At 51.6% G+C, this 20,451-nt stretch carries 17 protein-coding genes and 1 pseudogene; 6 read left to right on the top strand and 12 right to left on the bottom strand.

Translation table 11 applies throughout. The features are described 5' to 3' along the window. Positions 1–51 precede the first annotated feature (51 nt). The 10 genes from KIH39_RS22970 to KIH39_RS22925 form a co-directional block, all read right to left on the bottom strand. Positions 52–1,599 (bottom strand): hypothetical protein, encoded by a 1,548-nt coding sequence (locus tag KIH39_RS22970; protein ID WP_213493862.1) that lies wholly within the window; start codon positions 1,597–1,599, stop codon positions 52–54. After that, a complete protein-coding gene (locus KIH39_RS22965; protein WP_213495803.1) occupies positions 1,524–2,198 on the bottom strand; it encodes a DUF3592 domain-containing protein in 675 nt (224 codons plus the stop codon). Before KIH39_RS22965 ends, KIH39_RS22970 begins: the two co-directional genes overlap by 76 nt. 333 nt (positions 2,199–2,531) lie before the next feature. After that, complete coding sequence (locus tag KIH39_RS22960; protein ID WP_213495801.1) at positions 2,532–2,777, bottom strand: hypothetical protein; 246 nt, start codon at positions 2,775–2,777, stop codon at positions 2,532–2,534. Positions 2,778–3,152: 375 nt separating this feature from the next. Continuing rightward, the gene (locus KIH39_RS22955; RefSeq protein ID WP_213495799.1) at positions 3,153–4,502 is read right to left on the bottom strand and encodes a DUF1552 domain-containing protein; all 1,350 of its coding nucleotides are present in this window, start codon (positions 4,500–4,502) and stop codon (positions 3,153–3,155) included. Next, entirely contained in the window at positions 4,499–6,532 is a 2,034-nt protein-coding gene (locus KIH39_RS22950) for a DUF1592 domain-containing protein (protein ID WP_213495797.1), read from the bottom strand. Before KIH39_RS22950 ends, KIH39_RS22955 begins: the two co-directional genes overlap by 4 nt. A gap of 78 nt (positions 6,533–6,610) precedes the next feature. Beyond that, entirely contained in the window at positions 6,611–7,726 is a 1,116-nt protein-coding gene (locus KIH39_RS22945) for a DUF1559 domain-containing protein (protein ID WP_213495795.1), read from the bottom strand. A gap of 79 nt (positions 7,727–7,805) precedes the next feature. Beyond that, entirely contained in the window at positions 7,806–8,231 is a 426-nt protein-coding gene (locus KIH39_RS22940; protein WP_213495793.1) for a lipoprotein, read from the bottom strand. A 905-nt stretch (positions 8,232–9,136) separates the two neighbouring features. Next, complete coding sequence (locus tag KIH39_RS22935; protein ID WP_213495791.1) at positions 9,137–10,453, bottom strand: FAD-binding domain-containing protein; 1,317 nt, start codon at positions 10,451–10,453, stop codon at positions 9,137–9,139. After that, the gene (locus KIH39_RS22930) at positions 10,450–11,517 is read right to left on the bottom strand and encodes an NAD(P)/FAD-dependent oxidoreductase (RefSeq protein ID WP_213495789.1); all 1,068 of its coding nucleotides are present in this window, start codon (positions 11,515–11,517) and stop codon (positions 10,450–10,452) included. The genes KIH39_RS22935 and KIH39_RS22930 overlap by 4 nt, the downstream gene beginning before the upstream one ends. A gap of 872 nt (positions 11,518–12,389) precedes the next feature. Beyond that, a complete protein-coding gene (locus tag KIH39_RS22925) occupies positions 12,390–13,187 on the bottom strand; it encodes an IS5 family transposase (protein WP_213495787.1) in 798 nt (265 codons plus the stop codon). 77 nt (positions 13,188–13,264) lie between these two features. On the opposite strand from KIH39_RS22925, the gene KIH39_RS27300 reads away from it, so the two are divergent. From KIH39_RS27300 to KIH39_RS22905, 4 genes are all read left to right on the top strand, one after another. Beyond that, positions 13,265–13,639, top strand: coding sequence for an RHS repeat domain-containing protein (locus KIH39_RS27300; RefSeq protein ID WP_213495785.1), 375 nt, complete (start codon positions 13,265–13,267; stop codon positions 13,637–13,639). A gap of 32 nt (positions 13,640–13,671) precedes the next feature. After that, complete coding sequence (locus KIH39_RS22915; RefSeq protein WP_213495783.1) at positions 13,672–14,478, top strand: transposase; 807 nt, start codon at positions 13,672–13,674, stop codon at positions 14,476–14,478. Further along, positions 14,475–14,987 (top strand): transposase, encoded by a 513-nt coding sequence (locus KIH39_RS22910; protein ID WP_213495780.1) that lies wholly within the window; start codon positions 14,475–14,477, stop codon positions 14,985–14,987. The genes KIH39_RS22915 and KIH39_RS22910 overlap by 4 nt, the downstream gene beginning before the upstream one ends. A gap of 1,961 nt (positions 14,988–16,948) precedes the next feature. Further along, positions 16,949–17,371 carry a hypothetical protein gene (locus KIH39_RS22905; RefSeq protein ID WP_213495778.1) on the top strand — a complete coding sequence of 141 codons (423 nt, stop codon included), beginning with the start codon at positions 16,949–16,951 and terminating at the stop codon, positions 17,369–17,371. Here the strand turns inward: KIH39_RS22905 and KIH39_RS26725 are convergent. Next, a pseudogene (locus KIH39_RS26725) lies at positions 17,368–18,123 on the bottom strand (ISL3 family transposase). The gene KIH39_RS22905 and the pseudogene KIH39_RS26725 sit on opposite strands and share 4 nt — an antisense overlap. Positions 18,124–18,143: 20 nt before the next feature. Further along, positions 18,144–18,677, bottom strand: a complete 534-nt coding sequence (locus KIH39_RS22890) for a hypothetical protein (RefSeq protein WP_213495774.1) — start codon at positions 18,675–18,677, stop codon at positions 18,144–18,146. Positions 18,678–18,747: 70 nt separating this feature from the next. On the opposite strand from KIH39_RS22890, the gene KIH39_RS22885 reads away from it, so the two are divergent. Beyond that, positions 18,748–19,431, top strand: a complete 684-nt coding sequence (locus KIH39_RS22885) for a hypothetical protein (RefSeq protein ID WP_213495773.1) — start codon at positions 18,748–18,750, stop codon at positions 19,429–19,431. A gap of 153 nt (positions 19,432–19,584) precedes the next feature. Beyond that, on the top strand, positions 19,585–19,797 hold the full coding sequence (locus tag KIH39_RS22880; RefSeq protein WP_213495771.1) for a hypothetical protein: 213 nt from the start codon (positions 19,585–19,587) through the stop codon (positions 19,795–19,797). Positions 19,798–20,451: the final 654 nt, after the last annotated feature.

Genomic DNA, 20,451 nt, shown 5'->3' with positions numbered 1-20,451 from the left:
GTCTTTCTTCTTATCTTTTGCGCTTTTTGCGCAAACTTTTTGTGTATTTTATTAAATCGCGGTTTTGAGTTCTTTCGGGAACTCTTTGATGCGGATACGAACGGCCGCCGCCATCACCGCATTGCCTTTATCCGTCACATGATAGCGATGCGCCCGCGGGACTTTCCGAATCAATCCATGAGCGCGCAACCTTCCCAATTGTCGCGAGACTCGTTGCGTTTGCCGACGCCGTTCAGCGGCATCCCGGGCGGGCTCGTTCAACGCTTTCAGGATGTCGTGGTTGCGAAACCCATTGATGCGATTATCGCCGCATAAGACAGCCAGGAATAGCTTCTGTTCTTCGGCGTGCATCAAGTTCAAGCCGCGTCGCTTCCGGTTACCCAGAGAGACGGGTTGACTCAGTTGGTCGAGTTGACGCACGGTGACCGAAGGAGCGTCCACAACGGCCAAAGCCTCGAGATAGCGTCGATTCGAAGCGCGGGCGACTTCGAGGTAGCGATAGAAATTAGACACGCCTTTGTTCATGGGGCACCAGGCCATTTTTTCGACCCCTTTGCGGATGCATCGACGGCGGACGTGGAACTCGCCTGGCTGGTTGATTACTGTTTCAATGCGGAGAATCCGTTCGAATTTGTCGTACATTTTCAGCCAATTGCCTTTCATGCGGTGCTTGACGCGTGTGCCCGGTGCCCGTTTCTTGCGGCCCAGAGTAAGAATTTCTCCGTCGAATTGAGGATAGAGCTTGCGTCCCAGGAATTTCATAAGGTCGTCGGCAGAGAACTGTTGAATCGAGTGATCGACCAGACGCGGGTAAAGAGCTTGTAAGTCTTCACGACTTCGGAACAAAACGTCCGTGCTGTACTCGGCTTGATCGATCACCCAGTAGTATTGGCAGCGGTTCAGCCAGTCTTTTTTCAATAGCGGATTGGCCCGGCGGACCCAACGGTCGAGAATTTTGATCCAATTCAAATGGGCAAAGCGATCGGCCAGGCGTTGAGCGGCTTCGGGATTGTCGAGTTGAACGAAGGCATTATCGCTTTGAAGGAAGCCGATCTGCTTTTCGTTCATCTGGCGGGCCAGCCAGTCGTGACCGTTGACGTAGACTTGGACGCTGTAAGGAAAGAAGGTTTGGATGCGGACATGGATCAGTCCGAACTCGGGATCGAGAGAATAGAAATAGACGACGCGTTGCGGGCGAGACGTGAAGTACAATTCCGGTCGATCCTTGCCGGGACGCAGCTTGACGCCGCGACAGGTTTCCATGCAGCACAGCACGGCGACCAGTCCTTCCTTTAGACTGCGTTTGGCAATCTCCTCGCGGATGATCTGCTCTTTGGTGTGCTCCCCTTGGAGAAACCGATAAGGAGCACCGGCTTCGGCGGCGACTCGTTTGCCATGTTCCACCAGTTCTTCGGACAGACCTTCCAGGAAGGGAACGAAGTCTTTGCGACGCATGCCCAGTCCGCTATCGCAGAGACGGTGGAGATCTCCATTCTTGAAAAAGGGAAGATATCCTTTGAAAATCACGCGGTCGTGACATTCCAGAACGGATAGAATGGAATCGGCGAACTTCTTCGTAAATGAGTTGATCGTCGGCATGGCGTCGAGTCTCCAACGGTTGTGTGGTTACTTCCATTGGATAAACCGACGCCATGTTCGTTAATACCTAGGGTTGCGGGCATTGCCCGCGTTAAGATCAAAGGATAGAATGCGACGAAAAACCAAAGTTCAGCAAAATCAATTGACAAAACTGCTCTGTGCAACACGCTCTGTTCTGGATTTTCTGGATTGTAGTAAACAGGTACATTCGCACCTAGTTTGAATTCTCTGGCCCAGCGTCTTGGCCAATGATCCGAAAACGTGCTACCCAAGTTGGGGTAGCGAATTCGTACACCAGAGTAGTTGAATCCATCGACCAAGTAGTCGTATTTGACTATTAATTCATGAGTATTATCACCTTCGACGTTCTCCAATTCCTTCAACTCGTTTGAGACGATAGTGCCATTTGTTTGTACGTAGGATTCAGTACGGAGTTGCTGAAAAATGCCGATCACCCGGATAGCACCGAAGATTGCTGGCGAAATCAGCAGGAAACCAAAAACAAGCCAAAAGAGATAGAGTGATCTGAGTAGATAATCCCACCATCTCGATTTCTGCGTCGAGGTTTCGTTGGGTTCAGATGTATCTGATAGTTTCATGACAAGCTATTCGTCAGATAACCCTATCATTTCTTCCGAGGCAATCTTTTTTTCTACTAACCAAAACCAACGCATACATTTAATAGTTATTATGCCAATGCGGGCTTCAACGTCGACAGGAGACGCTGGCACTCGTACATCGGATCGTTGTACCGCAATTTCATGAAAAATAGAGGGTTATCGAGGCAGAATTCAATCAAATGCTTCGCGAGTAGGTCACATAGCTCGGGGCAGTCACGCAAACGTCAAGTGGCGTGTCGTCCCTCTCTTAGCTGCCAGCATAGTCCATAACGCAAAAAATGTCTCAACGCGACGGCTAGACTTCGTCAAAAGCTATTTCAGCTTAGCGACACCGGCGGCAACCCCAGCCGCCAATACCGCAACGACCGTAGCCAGCCAAGTCGCGGCTGCAGAAACGTACAGGTAGTTACTGATACTCCCATGGTAGCTTTCGTAAGCGGTTTGCTCAGGCGTCGGGTGATGATACGGAACAGCGATACCTGTCGAAATTCCATGCGCCAAGAAAAGAAACGATAGTAAAATCGCTAAAGTCAGTAGTCCGACTACAGCCTTTCTCATCTCAAAACCCTTCCCCGCCGAACATATTTCTTACTAGCCAGACGCACCGCGACTTGATCGAGAACCATATACATTACAGCGGTGTCTCGCTATTTGGCGGAGCGCAAACGCAATTTTTCAGATTGTAGTCACTCAAATACCAACGAGCAAGCGAACATCGACGATTGAGCGTCATTCCACAATCCACTTTGCGCGCTCCGGTCACATAGTCCGACACGCGCAACGTGCACAGAAAGAAAATCAAAATCGGCCAACTATGCAAGCATTTGACTAGACAAATCGCAACTGTGAGCCCGTGATTGCGTTCGAGCTCGCAACTCATTTCTGCAAGTTGACACTCTTGAAAAAACCGCATTACTGTCCTTCTGTATGAGATCACGGGTCCAAAGTTCCGAGTTCCGATAATGAACCCGTCGAATCGCCAAAGCTCGTGACCGAAACTCCCAGACGATCCAAGAGCGCGCGATGCAGATTGGCGAGCGGCGTTTCGCGGCTACAACGGAGATGTTTTCCGGGTTTCAGAGTCCCTCGGCCGCGACCGGCCAGGAGAATGGGCAGATTGTCGTGGCTGTGGGCGTCTCCATCGGAAATTCCACTCCCGTAAACGATCATGCAATTATCGAGGAGGGTACCCTCCCCTTCTTTAGTCGCTTGGAGCTTCTTCAGTAGGTAAGCCAATTGTTCCAGGTGGAACACATTAATCGCCTGGATTTTGCTTAATTTCGCCGGATCGCCGCCGTGATGGGACAAATCGTGGTGACCCTCGGAAATCTTTAAGGCGGGATAGCTTCGGTTACCCCCATCATTGCCGAACGCGAAGGTCGCGATCCGCGTCGAATCGGTTTGAAAGGCGAGCACGAGTAGGTCGGCCATGACCCGTAAGTACTCCCCGTAATCGCCCGGAATACCGACCGGACGCGAGAGTCGGGACGGTCCCACTTCGGCTACAGGCTGGGCGCGGGTGATTCGCAATTCAAGTTCACGAATTCCCGTGAGATATTCTTCGATTCGCTGTTTGTCCGAGCTTCCCACTTTATCTCGCAACTGGCGAGCGTCTTCCGTTACGAAATCCAGAAGGCTGCGCCGTTCCCGCTCCTCCGTCGAAGTTTTGGCCGCGCCGCCGGTACCGAACAGCCGTTCGAAAAGTAAACGCGGATCGATTTCTTGGGGTACCGGAGTATTCTCCCGGCTCCAGGCCAGGTGGGTCTGGTAGGCACAACTGTAGCCGTGATCGCATACCCCCGAATCGCGTCCGCCTTCGCAGCCGATTTCCAGAGAAGCGAATCGCGTTCGACGTCCGAGAGCTTGCGCCGCGATCTGATCTGCGGAGAGGCCCGCTTTCAGATCGGTCCCATTCGTTTTTCGCGGATGTTGACAAGTCAAAAAGGAGGCCATGGCCCGCGCGTGGTCGCCCCCCCCATCCCCATGAGCCCGCGCGGGATCGAGCGCGAGCCCGCTCAGGATCGTGAGTTCTTCGCGCAGCGATTGCAGCGGACGAAGCAGGGGAGGCCATGCAAAATCGGCTCCCGTCGCCTGGGGAGTCCAAGACGGCATGTGAACGCCGTTGGGCACGTAAATATAAGCCAGCCGCAAAGGAACTTTGTCCGCGGTGGGATTCGCTCGGCAGGTTCCGGAAGCTTGCATCGCTTCGAGCCCCGGAAGAGCGATCGCGGTACCCAGACCGCGCAGAAAGGTGCGACGGTTTAAGAATCGAGGGTCTTTCATGGTTGATCTCCAGGCCGGGTCGCCTCTTGAAATAATTCACTATGGACGAGGTATTGAACGAGACGGGAAAAACGGGGATCCTGTTGCGAAACGCGGCTGGATATTTCACGGAGAATCAATCGGTCTGAGGCCGTCAAGCCGCGCCCCAGAGCATAAATCGCCAACTTTTCGGTCAAAGTATGAATCAAACTCTCCGCATGCGTTTGGAGCCGTGCTTTCAACTCGGCCGGATTGCGGAACGACTCTTCCGGCAGCCCCCGTCCCGAGGCCTCGATGAGACCGGTCGCGTCGCCGTCCCGCCAGGCTCCCAGTGCATCGAAACTTTCCAGCCCCAATCCCCAGGGATCCAACTTTTTATGACACGAGGCACACTGCGGGCTACGCCGGTGCTGCTCGAGTCGTTGGCGGGCCGTTAGAACGGGTTGCGAGGAGAGATTCGAGGAGAGACTATCCGCTCCGGGCGGCGGCGACCCTGGTGAACCTCCCAAAATCACTTCGAGGATCCAGCGGCCGCGCTGCACCGGCGAAGAACGAGCGGGGGAGGAGGTGGCCGTCAGCACGCTTGCTTGGGTGAGAATTCCGCCGCGAGGAATCCCCTTGAGGGAGACCTTGCGAAATTCCCTCCCGCGGACCCCGGGAATGCCGTAGTGGCGGGCCAGGCGTTCGTTGACGAAGGTATAGTCGGAATCCAGCAGATCCAGGAGTCGGCCCTCTTGGCGAAAGAGGGCATCGAGAAAAAGTTCCGTCTCTTGAACCATTGCCTGACGTAACTCTTCATCGAAATCCGGGGAGAGATGGAGATCGGGGTGGAGCGTTCGTACTCCGCGGACTCTCAGCCACTGCAGACCGAAATCGGTCGCCAAGGCGCGGGCTTTGTCGTCGCGGAGCATGCGTTGGACCTGAATCGTCAATTGATCCGGCTGGTGCAACTCCCCGCGGGCGGCGAGTTCGAACAACTCCGCATCGGGCAGACTGCTCCAAAGAAAGTACGAAAGCCGGGAAGCGAGGGCAAAATCGGTGCGCGGCGCCCCGGCCCTAAGAAATTCTTCTCGATCGAAGTGGAACAGAAAGTTCGGCGAACAGAGCATCGCTTTTAAACCCATTCGAATCCCACTCTCGAAACCCTCGTGATGGCGTTGCGCCGATTCCACGAACGCCAGTAAGCGCGTGATTTCCGAGTGCAAAATGGGTCGCCGATAGGCTCGGTCGCCGAAGGATCGAAAAATTTCGTAGGCCCGCTGCCGTTCGACCTCTTTCGGATCGAGCGGGGGAAGATCGTGCGCCGATAACACCAATCGCTTGACCGCCGTCTCCCGAACGGGGGCTTGGAATTGTCTTTTGTCGGCGAGAAACGCGGGGTCGGGGGCCGGGTTCAGTATTTTCTCTTTAGCGGTCTCGGATCGGAAAACCGCGTCCACGATTTCCTCGGCCGCCTCGCAATACCGTTCGATCAAAAGCGGGGACAAGGTGAGAAGATCGGCAATGTTATCGAAATCGTAACCGACATCGTCGGCGGGAAATTTCGATCCCCCGGCAAAATCCAAACCAAAAAGATCGCGAATGGTATTCGCGTATTCGGTTCGATTCAGCCGTCGGATCGCAAAGCGTCTCACGGAAAGCGGGGAACTATCCGCCGCCAGAATTTCAAAATTCCGGCCGAGCGTCTCGCGTTCCGAACGATCCGGTTGCGGTTGATCCGGGGGTGGCATCGTGCGAAGTCGAACTTCGGTTGCCGCTTTCGTCCAGCCCTCGGAGCGCTGCGCTCCTTTCTGCATGGATTCCAGAGAGATTTCGCCGGCCGGGGTCTCTCCGGAGTGACAGTCGAGGCAATATTTGTTCAGGAGCGGTGTCAACTCCCGACGGGCGAGGACCGGATCTCGAGGGGGAAACGCGATCGTCCAATCTTCTGGAATTCGAACCTTCGCGAGTTCTTCGATCGAAGGGGGAACGGGGCGAGGTCGAGAACCGTCGAGGAGTACAACTAACCCCCAAATCGGCAACAGGCCGAAGGCCGGCAAAAGACGTTTCATGCAGTATTCCCAACAGCGGTTGCCTAAAGTCGAACGCCGAGCGGGGGAGAGCGAGTTCCCCGCACTTAAACCATGGCCTTAATAGTTGTCCGCAATAGTTTCCCCCCCGGCTCTAGTGACGAGTGCAATGATGACGGCGGCTGCGGTAGACTCGGACAGGAAATGAACCGAGCCATCGCCAAAAAGAGCGTTCGCTCCGCCGGTATGCCAGGAATAGATCTCATTATTGCTGGTGTAGTTGATCATGCAGCTTCCTAAACGCAGCCCGCTATTGTTGCATTGAGCTCCGGCAATAGCTGAGTAGGTGAACATATCCCCCCAGGCGCCGCCTCCGCTGCTAACCGGTTCAATACTGCCGTCGACCGACAATCCATTCACCTCCGATTTGTAAATCTGCCGGCTATGATTGTAACCGACCGGCTTGCCGCCGCATTCGGACATAAACAAAGTGTTGGATAAACCATCGGTGATCGCGGTCATAGCGAAGGGCCCACCCCCTGGCAGTCCCGGATCATTGAGTGTGCCGGAGGCCGAAGTATCAGAAGGATAGGTGCTGGTGAGCCCCAGATTCTGGATCAAGGGATACTGAATCCCGGCGATCGGAAAATAATCCGTCCGGGCCCAGATTTGACCAGGAGGCGGGTTCAAATTCGTACCCGAACCTCCTCCCGGAAAACAAGTGGCTCCGCCGCCATCTCCATAAGGTCCCCAAAACGCATTGTAATAATCCAGCGTCGACGGCGTCGGATTGGAGGGACAAAGGTAGCTCTTCACGGCCTGGGCATACGCCGTGTTCTTGCCGCTGTGGGGACCATTGGGCGGAATGTTCGCCGTATTAGCTTCCGCAACACTCGGGTTTAAGAGGGAAAATAGCGGTGTCTGCTCCAGGTAAGGCAACAGATTCGCCTGGAGCGAAAGCCCCACCCTCTTGCCGGCGAACTGGGCATTCGGATCAGGATCCGGAGACGACAGCAGTGTATAAGCCGCGGGCAACTTCCCATAGCTCGATTCATAGTTGTGAATGGCTAAGCCGATCTGCTTCAGATTGTTCTGGCAACTCATGCGGGCAGCGGCTTCTCGAACCTTCTGCACCGCCGGCAAAAGCAGACCGATCAGAATTGCAATGATGGCAATGACCACCAGCAATTCAATCAACGTGAATCCCCGGGAACGATCAACTGGCAAACGCTTCATAAAGAAACCTCCTCAATTGGGCGAAGAGTTCTGAGTTGGGCGTTAAAAAGCCAAAGCAAATTCGGACTAACGACGAATATCATTCGATTTCAAAGGGAGGCAAATCGTTGGATTTGGCCTCGATAGTCGCCTTTAGTAGGGGCTTATCGGGATTGAGATACTTCTTTTTCAAGCGGTCCGGGGCATTCAACGCGGGGCTCCGCCCGCGCGTTTTTCCCGCTCCCTCTTTCCACTCCACCAGCACTACGTACTCTCCGGGCCGAGCTCCCGGTCCCGATGGCCCCGCTAGTTCGAAACTTCCGTCTTCCGAGACGACAGCTTGAGCCATCGGTTCCCGTGTTCTGCGGAAGGTGTCTTGGGGAACAAAAGTGATTAGGGCTCCTACCGCGGGCTCGCCTCGATAGCGGATTTTGCCGCGGACTGAATACAGAGAATCCGATCGGCCACAGCCGCAGAGCGTGAGGCCACTCCCGATCACGAACAATCCGAATAGTATTCTTCTCATGAGTCCACTAGCCTTCCGAGACCCGACCCCCGGAGACTGGAGAGTCGAAGGAATGTAGCCTCGCTGTGAAGCTCGAGGGGAGAAAATCCGACGATGCGATCCTCCCTCCGCCGCAGCGGGTTTCAAATTATCTTCGATCGAATTCTAATCGTTGCGATTTCAAGAAAGGCTCAATATGGAGAGGGGCGGCGTAAAAATTGTGTAAACAGGAATTTCCGAACCGAAGGGATCCACCCCGGATACTTAGCCGTTTTGGTCAACTTCATGGCCAAGGAGCTAGCCGACGTGCCAGCAACATGTCGCTGAGTGGCTCATCGCACGCCGGCAGGACTGCTCCTACCAGACCCTTCCAGTACAGTAGCGCGGCCCCTGGTATGTGAAAAGAAAAGGCTCCCACGAAAGTTCTTTCGACGCTCAATCGCCTGGCTTTCGGACTCGCCGTCTACGCTTCGCCGTGTAGGTTATAGGCATGCTGCGAGTATGAAAGCCCACATTCCTAGAAGCTGACTTTCGGGATAGCTGTAACGGCTAGCCCCCGTTTCTGGACACCAATTGATTGTAACGCTAAATGTTCGTCGTTATAAGTATGACTAAAAAATTCCAAATTGCATTTCCGAAGCATTCGAATCGGTAACCGAAGACCATTTACAAAGCTCTGAGCCGTTGTAGACGGAAAGGTTCAAACCGTTCGTACTGGATCCGCTTTGTGCAAACGCGGTACGAAGCTATCTGAGATGGTGTCGCTAAGTCCGCATTCCCCGAGCCTCCCTCCCCGGTATTCTCCTTCCTTCGGTGGAACTGTTCCAAAACTCATTGATGACTCCCGGAATTTCATCGCCGGCTTTGTGTTAATTGCATCTAGGATGCGTACTTATTCGCCCGCCCGATCGCGGCGGAAAGCTTCACTAGTGCATCCGTCTGGCGGATTTCGGCCGATAACCCAACACTTGTTGGGCCACACGTTCCCAGTATCGCGAGAAACGCTTGGGCTCCTGCGAGTACTCTGCAAACACCGGCCGGGAGTGCACGATAACCTTGCTCCCTTTCTGTAACTGAATCGCGGTTTCCAAAACTGTAGGGTTCGGATGCTCCGAGAGGTGAACCGTAGACGCCCCGAGTGCGTTGGCGAGGACTGCAAGTTGATCGGCGGGAGCGCCGACGAGCACCAGTTTCGTGGGGTTCGGCAGATGCTCGAAGAGATCTTCCAAGCCCTCCAGCACGAATGCCAGTCGATGATAAGCCCACGGCTCCGCCCGCAATGCCGGCTCGTCGAAGACAAACGCCACGGCCGCTTCGGGATTCGCTTTGAGAGCCGGATCCTCCCAGGACATGGCCGCGTCGTGTACCCACACCAGATCGGAGGCCGGCGGGAGCGGCCCGAGGCATTGTCCGGTATCGGTCGCCGAAAGTTCGACTCGCTTCGATTCCGCTGCCGGAGTCGGTTTGGCCATCGGAGCCGAAGAACCGGCAAACAATCGATGCTGAAGAGTGGGATAATCCGCTTCGAACGGACATTTCACCCGACAGGCGTTGCACCAGCGGCCTCCGCTGAACTTGGCAATGTTGTCTTTGTTGGCAAAATAGGGCTTGGAGGAAAACGTGCTTTCGACCCACTGCCAACTGGACGAATTGCTCGCGATATCGCCATCGTAGAGATGTTGACGGAACAGTTGGGCTCCCTCCTGCCAGCGAACGCCACGGAAATGGCATAAGTAGGCTGCGAACCAGAGCCGAGCATGATTGTGCAGGTAACCTGTGCTAAACAACTCACTGAGCATGCCGTCGATACAGGGTAATCCAGTCTCCCCTTGCAACACATCCAGAGGCATGCGATGGTAACGCGTGACCCTATGCTTCGGTTCCTCGAGATCGTTTTCGAGCCCACGGCCATACCAGGACAACACTTTCTCGAAGAAGTCCCGCCACGCCAACTGCCTCAGAAATTCTTCCCGCCGAGCCGGGTCCTTCGGAAAGGCCGATTGCAGAAACTCGCGCACTTCGACGGGCGAAAGCATCCCATGTCGCAAGTAGGCTGAAAGCCGCGATACCGAGCCGTCGAGAAAGTTGCGACTTTGGCCGTAATGGGACGGATCGTAGTCTCGGAGCCGACGGAGAGCTTCGGTCCGTCCTCCAGGCAGCGGGCCATGTTTAGGCTCTCCCAGGAAGCATCCTTGTAATCGTTGGAGGAAAGAGGCCCGATGAATGGGAGGACGTAAGATCATGGAAGTTTTGTTGGTTTTGATAAGCTTCCGGAATATTCACAAAGGAGTTCGGCCGCCCGAAGCCCAGAGAGAAAAGCTCCTTCTATCCGTCCGCCGGCCAGCCAGTCGCCACAGACCAAAAGGCCTGTTTCCCGATCATAGAGAACCTTTCTTTCGCTCGGGTCCGATCCCAAACTGTATCGCCAGCGGTGGGCCGCCAGAAAACTGGCCGGAGGTAAAGGGACGCCGACCGCCTGGGCGAAAGCCTGAAGCAGCACCCCCGCGACATCGTCCGGAGTTGTCTCCAAATGGGTCGCCGACCACTCGGGGCTAGCGTGAAGTACCCAGCAATCGGGCTCGGAGCCTCGGCCGGGCTTGGAACTGTTCCGGGCTATCCAGGCTAGCGCGGAATCCTGTACAAACGCCCCATCCCAATCGACCTCGATCCGTCGTTCCCAAGCGGCCATCACCGCCCAACAAGGGGTCATGGGTATCGATTGAGCCTCTGCGGCAAACGGATGGGTTCCCAGCAGTTCCGCCGACTGAGGCGCGGGCAACGTCACGAGGACTTGGTGGAAGGGACCATGTTCGTGCCCCGCGGCGTCGATCAGTTCCCAGCTATCGCCGGAGCGGGTCAGTCGAAGGATCCTCTTCTCCAAGCAAATGCGAAGATTTGAAGCCAGCTCCCGGCCAACGGAAGCCATGCCAGGAACCCCGACAAAACGTCGCGGCTGGTTAGATTTAGTTCGAACTTCCCCGCCCTGGATTTCGACGAATTGACCGTACCACTCGGCAACAATACCCCGTGCTGACCAGGACTCGACATAGGAAATGAGCTGGGGATCGCGGGCGGTAAAATACTGGGCTCCATGATCGAAAGTGATCCCCGAGGCAATCCGGCGAGTCGCGGCCCGACCGCCCGGACCCCTGCTCTTTTCGAATACCGTGATGTCGAAGCCGTGGTCTTGCAGCGTACGAGCGGCTATCAAACCCGAAATGCCCGCGCCTATCACGGCAACGCTTTCGCCACCCTTCTGCGGGACCAGGACCGGCTTTGAAGTCGAATCTAACTCACAGGATGGCAATTCGATCTTCTTTCACGTCTAAAAGTCAAGAACTCCAACACACACTACTTCTAGACCAACGAAGTCCACGGGATCCACATATCTAACTATGGGAAGATCTTGGTCCAAAAAAACGGGCCTACACAGGAACAGTCGGATATCTTTCAACAGAGGAAATGTTTGCGATTGCGCCGGAGCTGTTCAAGGCGGGATATGGCATCTGCGAACGAGAGAGTGTCCATATGGAAGCAGATCAGTGTCCGTTTCTTGAAGTCAAATCAGGAGCTAGTTTAGGATGTCGTCTACAGGTAGAAAGGTTTGCCTATAAAGGCCCCTGGAGCCCGGATTCTACTGAGGGCAGACCGCCGACCAGAATGGACGTGAATATTCAGTATGGGAACAATTCCTTTTGCTTTTTCCCTTCTGCGGCAAGCGCCAGCTTCAAATCGACGAGCCATGCCAGTGATTGAGTTTGCCAGGAATCGCACATCGGCACCCTGCATCCGTTCAGTATCGCTACAGTTTGTATTAACGTTAATACAACTTCTCGGGCGAAACTGCTTTCGTCGCGATGATCTGATAGGACAGGGAATGCACCAGGCACTCCAGGTAGACCAGCGCGTAAAGCTTTTTTGCTCTCCAGGGCGATGACTCTGGGGTAGTAAAGTTGATTCTGTTTCCGAAACAAGGGCAGCCCGATTTCGGCTTGAATTTCACTGCCATATAGGACTCAAGGGTGATGTCTGAAGGCCACGAGTCGACGAATCTTCGCAGAGGCGAATACTGCCATACTTTTATCCATGTCTGAATGAAAATTAATGCGTCCAGGCAAATCAAACACAAAAGCGTAAGAACCTCTAACAAAACCCTGTTTTTAAAAAATTGCAATTGGGTTATTCGATTAAAGTTCTCCAGCAGATAAATGCCATGGCGAGAGAATTCCAGGCTTGGTAAATGTAATCGTGGCGGTCGAACCTCACTCGCAATCTCCGCAACCCTCGAATCCAAGATATGGTTCGCTCGACCACGAACCGAGTTTTCCCCAAGCCGCTGCCGTGAGGAGTATTTCGCTTAGCGATGCGCGGAATGATGCCCATCCAATAGAGCAACGCATCCACCCATTGATCGTGGTAGGCTCGATCCGCTTGCACGACCTTGGGCTTATGAATCGGAGCACCGGGCTTTCCTCCTATCGCTGGTATATTGATGACCAGAGGAATGATCTCCCTCACATCGTGGCGATTAGCTCCGGTGACGCGTATCTCCAGGGGAATACCGTTGCGATCGACAATTAAGTGCTGTTTAGTGCCGGGTTTACGTCGATCCGTAGGGTTGGGGCCGGTCTGCTCTCCCCCGCCAACGGTTCGAGAAATCGTGCTATCGACGACGACCAAAGAGAGGTCGATCTTCTCGGCCTTACGCAACTGCGCCAAAATCAAACGATGCAATTGATCCCATAAGGAGAGTTTCTGCCAGTCTCTGAGACGACGCCAGCAAGTCATGCCGCTGCATCCGATTTCGCGAGGGATATCCTCCCAGCGGATTCCGGTGGTCAGAATGTAAAAGATGCCTCGCATGGCCGTTTTATTGGGTATGCGCGGCCGTCCCCCTTGCTCGCCGGGAAGCGTATCGGGAGGAAGTAAAGGTTCAATCTCTTGCCAAAATTCATCGGGTAATTCTGAACGAGCCATGACAGCGCTCCTGAATCCGGGCTAGATTCTGGAGCGCAAATGCCATACCAAGCAGGGGTTTTGTTAGAGCTTCTTATTTGAACTCCTCCTGGGGATCGATAAGCAGCAGTGCTTATAATTGGAAGTTTTTGCACCAGGGCGGAGAGCTTGAAGCTACTAGTCTCTACGATTTTAGAAATCGAATGTATAGCCCAACTTTGGAGCGTTGGATGCAAAATGATCCAATTGGATTGATTTTGCAAAATAACAATTACTACTCATTTGAGCTTAATTCACCGTTAAATGAGACTGATCCTCTAGGTTTAGCAAGTAGGCGTGCATCATATATTTTGGATCAATTTGGACTGTATATAGAGGATATAAACACACCAAATGCACGCCTGCATTATGGTTCTTCCGTTTTTAGGCGCAACTCTCGGCGAATCGGTCATTTTGGGATAGATTGCAATTGAGAGTACCCTTTTCCTGGTTCACGGAAGAGCCGATGACGACGACTACCATTGCCATAGACATGGACGTTCCTGCCGGAGTGAGCGTTGGCGAATACGAACGCATCGACGGGGGCCACGCCTTTCACGTGAGTTGGGAGTTGCCCGACAATCTTTGTTGCGAGACATGCCAGCGAGAGTCTCGGCTTCAATTGGTGGAGAAGAACAAGTTTCTGAGCATCCGCGATCTGGATTTGTGGGGTAAGCCGAGCTTTTTCGTGTACCAGGAGGTGTATCACCGCTGTCCGTCGTGCGGTCACCGTCAATCGCTGTTGCCGCCCTTCAAGCGTCGGGATGTGAAATATACGTTCCGCTTCGAGGAGCAGGTGCTGGTCAGTCTGATCGGGAGCACAGCCGAAGACGTGGCAGTGCGTTTGGGGATCGCCGCGGAGACGGTGGAGCGAATCGTCAAGAACCGGATAGAGGACGCCAAGGCGAAGCAGATCGATCCCCAGCGGAAGATCGAGCGTTTGGGTCTGGATGAGATCAGCCTGCGTAAGGGGCATAAGGGATATGCGACAATATTGACGGACCTGACGAATGGGGAGCGTCCGGAGATTCTGGCTCTGTCCAAGGGTCGCGACGAAGCAGCGGGGCGAGCGTGTTTGGAGCGTTTGTCGGCCCAGCAACGTGCGGGGGTGCGTTGGCATCATACGGACATGAGCCCGGCGTATTTGAAGGCTTGCGGCGTGCATTTACCCAACAGCCAGTCGGTGATAGATCGCTTTCACGTCGCCAAGAAATTGGGGGAGGTGGCAGACGATCTGCGAAAAAAAACTATCGAGCCTACAAGCGAAGTTTGAGCGGGGAAGCCCGCAAGAAGCTGCGTTCTCAGATGCACGACTTCCGGCGTCGTCCCGAGGATTTGAATCCGGAGCAGGTCCAGGCCCTCGAGGATTTGTTCGAGAAGGTGCCTTCGTTGGGAACGATCTACCATCTGCGTTGGGAGGCGACCAAAATCTTCGATAGTGCCCCGAACCGAGCCGAAGCCTCGCGACTGTTGGAAGATTGGATCGTCCAGGCCCGCGAGACCGAGATGGATTGGGAGCCGTTCATCACGATGCTCAAGAACAATTGGGAGGGGATCTTAGCCTACTTCGAGGAACGCAAAAGCAGCGGCCCGGTGGAAGGACTCAATACCAAGATTCGGGTAGTGCTACGTCGGAGTTATGGAATTCAGAGTCTAACTACGCTCTGGACGAGAATACTCCTGGACGTGAATTGGGCAGCGAAAAAATTAGGGCCGACCATTGCGGAGATTCGCGGCTTCGTCAACCAGATCCAGAAGTATTTCTCTGAATGCTACACCTAGAAACGGAAGAGCCTGCATTATAATGAACGATCTGGATTAGGAGGGAGAAATTCTTTAATTCAACTGCTCGAAGATTATGTTTTTAACCCCAGGCATAAATGCTTACCGGAAAATTGGTCTTGCAAAAAGATCGACGAAGCGATTTCAGAGGTTATAGATAGTATTTTAAATCGCTATAGAGAAGGCCAGAAAATGGGAGGGCTTAATGACGCGCATCTTTGGCCTATCAAACAAGAGATAAAGATATTAACATTACTATCATTTATGTTAGCAATATTTTGTAAATTTTTTAATTTAAAAATCCGCAAGATATCCAAGATATTATACACGAACTATTTCCACCAGATATACTACAGCCTGGAGCGCCTGTACCCGTCGGTCGGCCATTGCCAGCTCCAAATGGTCCTTCAAATCATCTTGATCCCTTACTCCCATTTTATCCAGGAATAAATAATCCTTTACCGATATTACCGATAACCGTGAATCCATATCCAAGATTGCCATTACCCACTTCTCCGCCACCCGTCTGGGCAGGAAGAGGCGCTTCAACGATAGGAAGAATTGGGACTGTAATCGAATCGATTCCTACATTGGCAGCAGGCTTTTTCGGATTTATATTTGTTCCAGGAATTTTTCCGGTCCGGACTGGCGAAGTCGTTTAACGTCGCTGTTAAAGATTGAGGATGTAAACCATCTGCTGCTCATTTGTTATCGGATTCCGAATTACAGCATTGGAGTTCTTCATAGATAACGGACACGGAGTTAAGCGGATAAGCTAACTCGGGAGGTGTCGGATGGAGAAGTCTAATGTCAAGCGTCCTTGTAATTAGCATTCCACCGAGTACAAGAAGGCCACCGTGGTGTTGGTGACTGTACGGGACAGTCTTCCGCAGAGGCGGCCAGATCAGTGGGAGTCACCTCGCAGACGATTAAGATGTGGATCAACGAACTCACCAAGATCGACGACAAGGACTTTCTCGGCAACGGCGTTCGGGGTGTGTTGGATAATGAACCAGCTTGTCTACGGACCGAGAACGATCGACTGCGTATAGAACGAGATGTTCTACAATCGAATTAAAAGGCATTCGAGTCTGGAGTACGTTTCCCCAGACGAGTACGAAAGGGCAGCTAAAATAGCTTAACTCTGTGTCCGTTATCTATGAGGCAGTTCACAAGCTGATGACGGATCTAGAGTTCCAGCTATATCAACGCGAAAAGTGATTTGCACATCGAGAGAGGATTGTTCATTTTTGATTTGGATTTCTCGATAAATACTATGCTTTATTACACAAAATTCAAATTTTTGATGTCTTAACCCACTTGTAACCACTGAAAACCTGAAAAATTCGTCGCTCAAAGGTAACTACAGGTTCTAAAATGAATTTGTTAAGGTTGAGGACAAGAAGCTGAACAACGAATACTTCGTGGTCGGCTACTCAGATAGCCTGGAAATAAAGTTAGTTCCCTCGAGGACGCAATCAAAGAAAAACGGCGTGACCGACGTGATCACACCAAGTAAAAACTAGGCTGGTAGTTGCAACTTTTGCTGAGCGATAAATTGGGGAGTAATTTTGACCACAAATGGAAGTCGGGAGGAGCGAGAAAATGGTGGTCGCAGTACATCGTAAGATTGAAGATGAGGTGTCAGTTACAGGTGACAATGCGGAAATTGGAATATTCCATCGAAAGTTAACTGGAGCGACTATCGCGAAGTGTCTGAAAAAGATAGTTGGTTTTTTTGTGTTCACTTTTTCCATCAAAGGTGCCACGAATGTTTTTTTTAAAATTCGCCGGTTTCGTCAACTGTAGTACCCGCGATTCAAAATTCAGATATTTTTGACTATTACAAAATCCAAAAGATGAATAGAAATATTCTCTCAATAAACTAATAAATATCGAGTAATGATCGACACTTTTTGAACAAACTAATTTTCCCTAAAATCCTCTGATTGAGTGAGTCTATGAACGTTAGTGTAATCGACTATTTTTCTCAATTTGACAATATACTTTCTCAATTCTCATCAGACACGATAGAAGACCAAATATTCGATCTGGTTTTTGATGCTTCTGTACCGTTGGAATTTTACGAAAGTCTTGTTGAGACGAAATCAGTGCACCCTTTTCTTCCTGAAATCCTTAAAAAAATTCATGTTACATGGTTTATGAAAAGCGATAATTTGCTCACAACTGCTTTAATTCAATGGCTGCTCCGCCCTGGAATTTATACTTATCAAGTGATTATGTTGCAATACTGTTTGGCGGAATTCCGGAAAGATACCGGCCCCGAAGAACTTGAGGAAAAATTATTGCGTCTGTATAATTCACGCGACGCTCACACGTCTAGTATAAGTGAATATGCGAAAACAAGGCTCTTCCGTTTCTAGGTGTAGCATCTAGAGAAATGCTTCTGGATCTGGTTGACGAAGCTGCGAATCTCTGCAATGGTCGGCCCTAATTTTTTCGCAGCCCAATTCACGTCCAGGAGTACTCTCGTCCAGAGCGTAGTTAGACTCTGAATTCCATAACTTCGGCGTAGCACTACCCGAATCTTGGTATTGAGACCTTCCACCGGGCCGCTGCTTTTGCGTTCCTCGAAGTAGGCTAAGATCCCCTCCCTGTTGTTCTTGAGCGTGGTGATGATCGGTTCCCAATCCAACTCGGTCTCACGGGCTTGGGCGATCCAATCCTCCAGCAATCGCGAGGCTTCGGCTCGGTTGGGGGCACTATCGAAGATCTTGGTCGCCTCCCAACGCAGATTATAGATCGCTCCCAACCGAGGCACCTTCTCGAACAAATCCTCGAGGGCCTGGACCTGCTCCGGATTCAAATCCTTCGGGACGACGCCGGAAGTCGTGCATCTGAGAACGCAGCTTCTTGCGGGCTTCCCCGCTCAAACTTCGCTTGTAGGCTCGATAGTTTTTTTTCGCAGATCGTCCGCCACCTCACCCAATTTCTTGGCGACGTGAAAGCGATCTATTACCGACTGGCTGTTGGGTAAATGCACGCCGCAAGCCTTCAAATACGCCAGGCTCATGTCCGTATGATGCCAACGCACCGCCGACCGTTGTTCGGCCGACAAACGCGTCAAACACGCTTGCCCCGCTGCTTCGTCACGCCCCTTGGACAAAGCGAGAATCTCCAGACGCTCCGCATTCGTCAGGTCTGTGAGAATGGTCGCATATCCCTTATGCCCCTGCTGATCTCATCCAGACCCAAACGCTCGATCTTCCGCTGCGGATCGATCTGCTTCGCCTTGGCGTCCTCTATCCGGTTCTTGACGATTCGTTCCACCGTCTCCGCGGCGATCCCCAAACGCACTGCCACGTCTTCGGCTGTGCTCCCGATCAGACTGACCAGCACCTGCTCCTCGAAGCGAAACGTATATTTCACATCCCGACGCTTGAACGGCGGCAACAGCGATTGACGGTGACCGCACGACGGGCAGCGGTGATACAACTCCTGGTACACGAAAAAGCTCGGCTTACCCCACAAATCCAGATCGCGGATGCTCAGAAACTTGTTCTTCTCCACCAATTGAAGCCGAGACTCTCGCTGGCATGTCTCGCAACAAAGATTGTCGGGCAACTGCCAACTCACGTGAAAGGCGTGGCCCCCGTCGATGCGTTCGTATTCGCCAACGCTCACTCCGGCAGGGATGTCCATGTCTATGGCAATGGTAGTCGTCGTCATAGGCTCTTCCGTGAACCAGGAAAAGTACTCTCAATTGCAATCTATCCCAAAATGACCGATTCGCCGAGAGTTGCGCCTAAAAACGGAAGAGCCGAAAACAACCTCGATAAGAGTACTCGTTGCTTTAAATTACTCAATTTCTTTAGATTCCTTTTTAGATCCGATAGATCAAATCAACCCAGCGAATATTGCTATTGTTGCATTTAAATGGCTGATTGAAAATGAGATCAAATTAGATCCTAGTCATTTAGAATTTATGAGTCTTGCCTATACTATCGCTACCAGGTATGACCTTTCAATATCATCAAGCCCAAGCAGATTCTCTTCGAGAAGTATTTTTATCAAGAAATATTTCTCATTTGTGGAGATCCTTACTTCAAAACATCTAAAATATTTAGCTGAATTTTCAAAAACAGACCCTTGGTTGGTATTGCTTTCTGTTTCTAAGGTTAAAAAAATACTGCTTGACTCTAACGAAGATTACTATCACACCTATATAGTTTTCAAAAATGCTTATGAGAGCAACAATTCGCATCATATTCCAGCAATTATTAATACGATAGCAAATCCATACTGTATTTCTAAGCTTTTTGTTACTACCATAACATATGGAGATGCTTTTTTACTTAGGCAAATAGAACTGACTACGTGGCTGTCATCAGTTGATTTAAACAACGATATAATAAAAATAACAATTTTAAAAATGTTAAATGCAAACCTCTTCAGCGCTCGAACAATCCCTTGCCACGAGTGATCTCTGGCTTGGTTTGTTATTTTTTCGCTTTTAATCATCGACTCCTCTACACTTTAACATACCCATTGAAAAACCTGCAAAGTCTCGGTAAGGAATTGCATTCTTTCGGATAGTTTTCAATCCGACAAATTGCCGTTTCGTTGTGGCCATTCCATGGTCGTGACTTCACAAACTACACCTTTCCTGGTCCAGAAAATCAACAATCGCCAAGAGCAGGACAATCGTTGCCGTCTGGCAGTTCAACTGGTTCTGGAAGTCCAAATGATTCAGAGGCTGGCCATCATACTCGAGATCAATTCCCCCAACCTGTATCGCTGGATCTTCTGGCACAAAGTTCGAGGAGAGGAGAGACTGAAAGCTGTTTAAATTCTGGTCCGACACCGAAAATGACCGAGTAGCAAATTCAGGAAGTCCGTTCTTGGCTGCTTCGTCACTCTCGAGACTTCGGCTTTCGTACTAACCTCTGGACTTCCCGACCAATAGTGCAATTGATATAGGGAAAATTACACAATCAGTACAACGCCAATGGCTTCTGCGGTTGGTTACCCAAAAAGGTTTCTCATTCTGAGAGTCTGCTAGGGAAGAGGCTCTCATGCAACACTGTGTACTTGCGTGAAAATCAACCAAGTTATCGAGTATTTTTACCTTTAATCCTCGTCATTTGGTCAAATTCGTTGTAGGAATCGCAAAATAGGCGAGAATTAATGCACAATCGGAATTATTCGCAACGAAGCACTCCACCTGAGAAGGAGTAGAGGTAAAAAATAACCTCGTTCGTTCGTTGAATACCGCAAAAAAAGAAGATTCTTTTTAGCAACTCTTAGATTACGAAATTTCTCTTGCGACCTAGAAATGCGAAGCTGGTCCGGGTTGCGAAGCGTTGAAGGGGCGGCGCGGCCTACCGCTAGAAAGCAGAGAATTTTTCTGGCACCCGATGTGAGCAACTCACCGACATCGATTTAACGAGGAAGTCTGTCGCCTTTTCCAATTTTTGCTCCAATCCAGCGATTTTCCAACTAT

The organism is Telmatocola sphagniphila (assembly GCF_018398935.1).
GTDB lineage: Bacteria > Planctomycetota > Planctomycetia > Gemmatales > Gemmataceae > Telmatocola > Telmatocola sphagniphila.
This window is presented reverse-complemented; position numbering and strand designations above follow the sequence as displayed.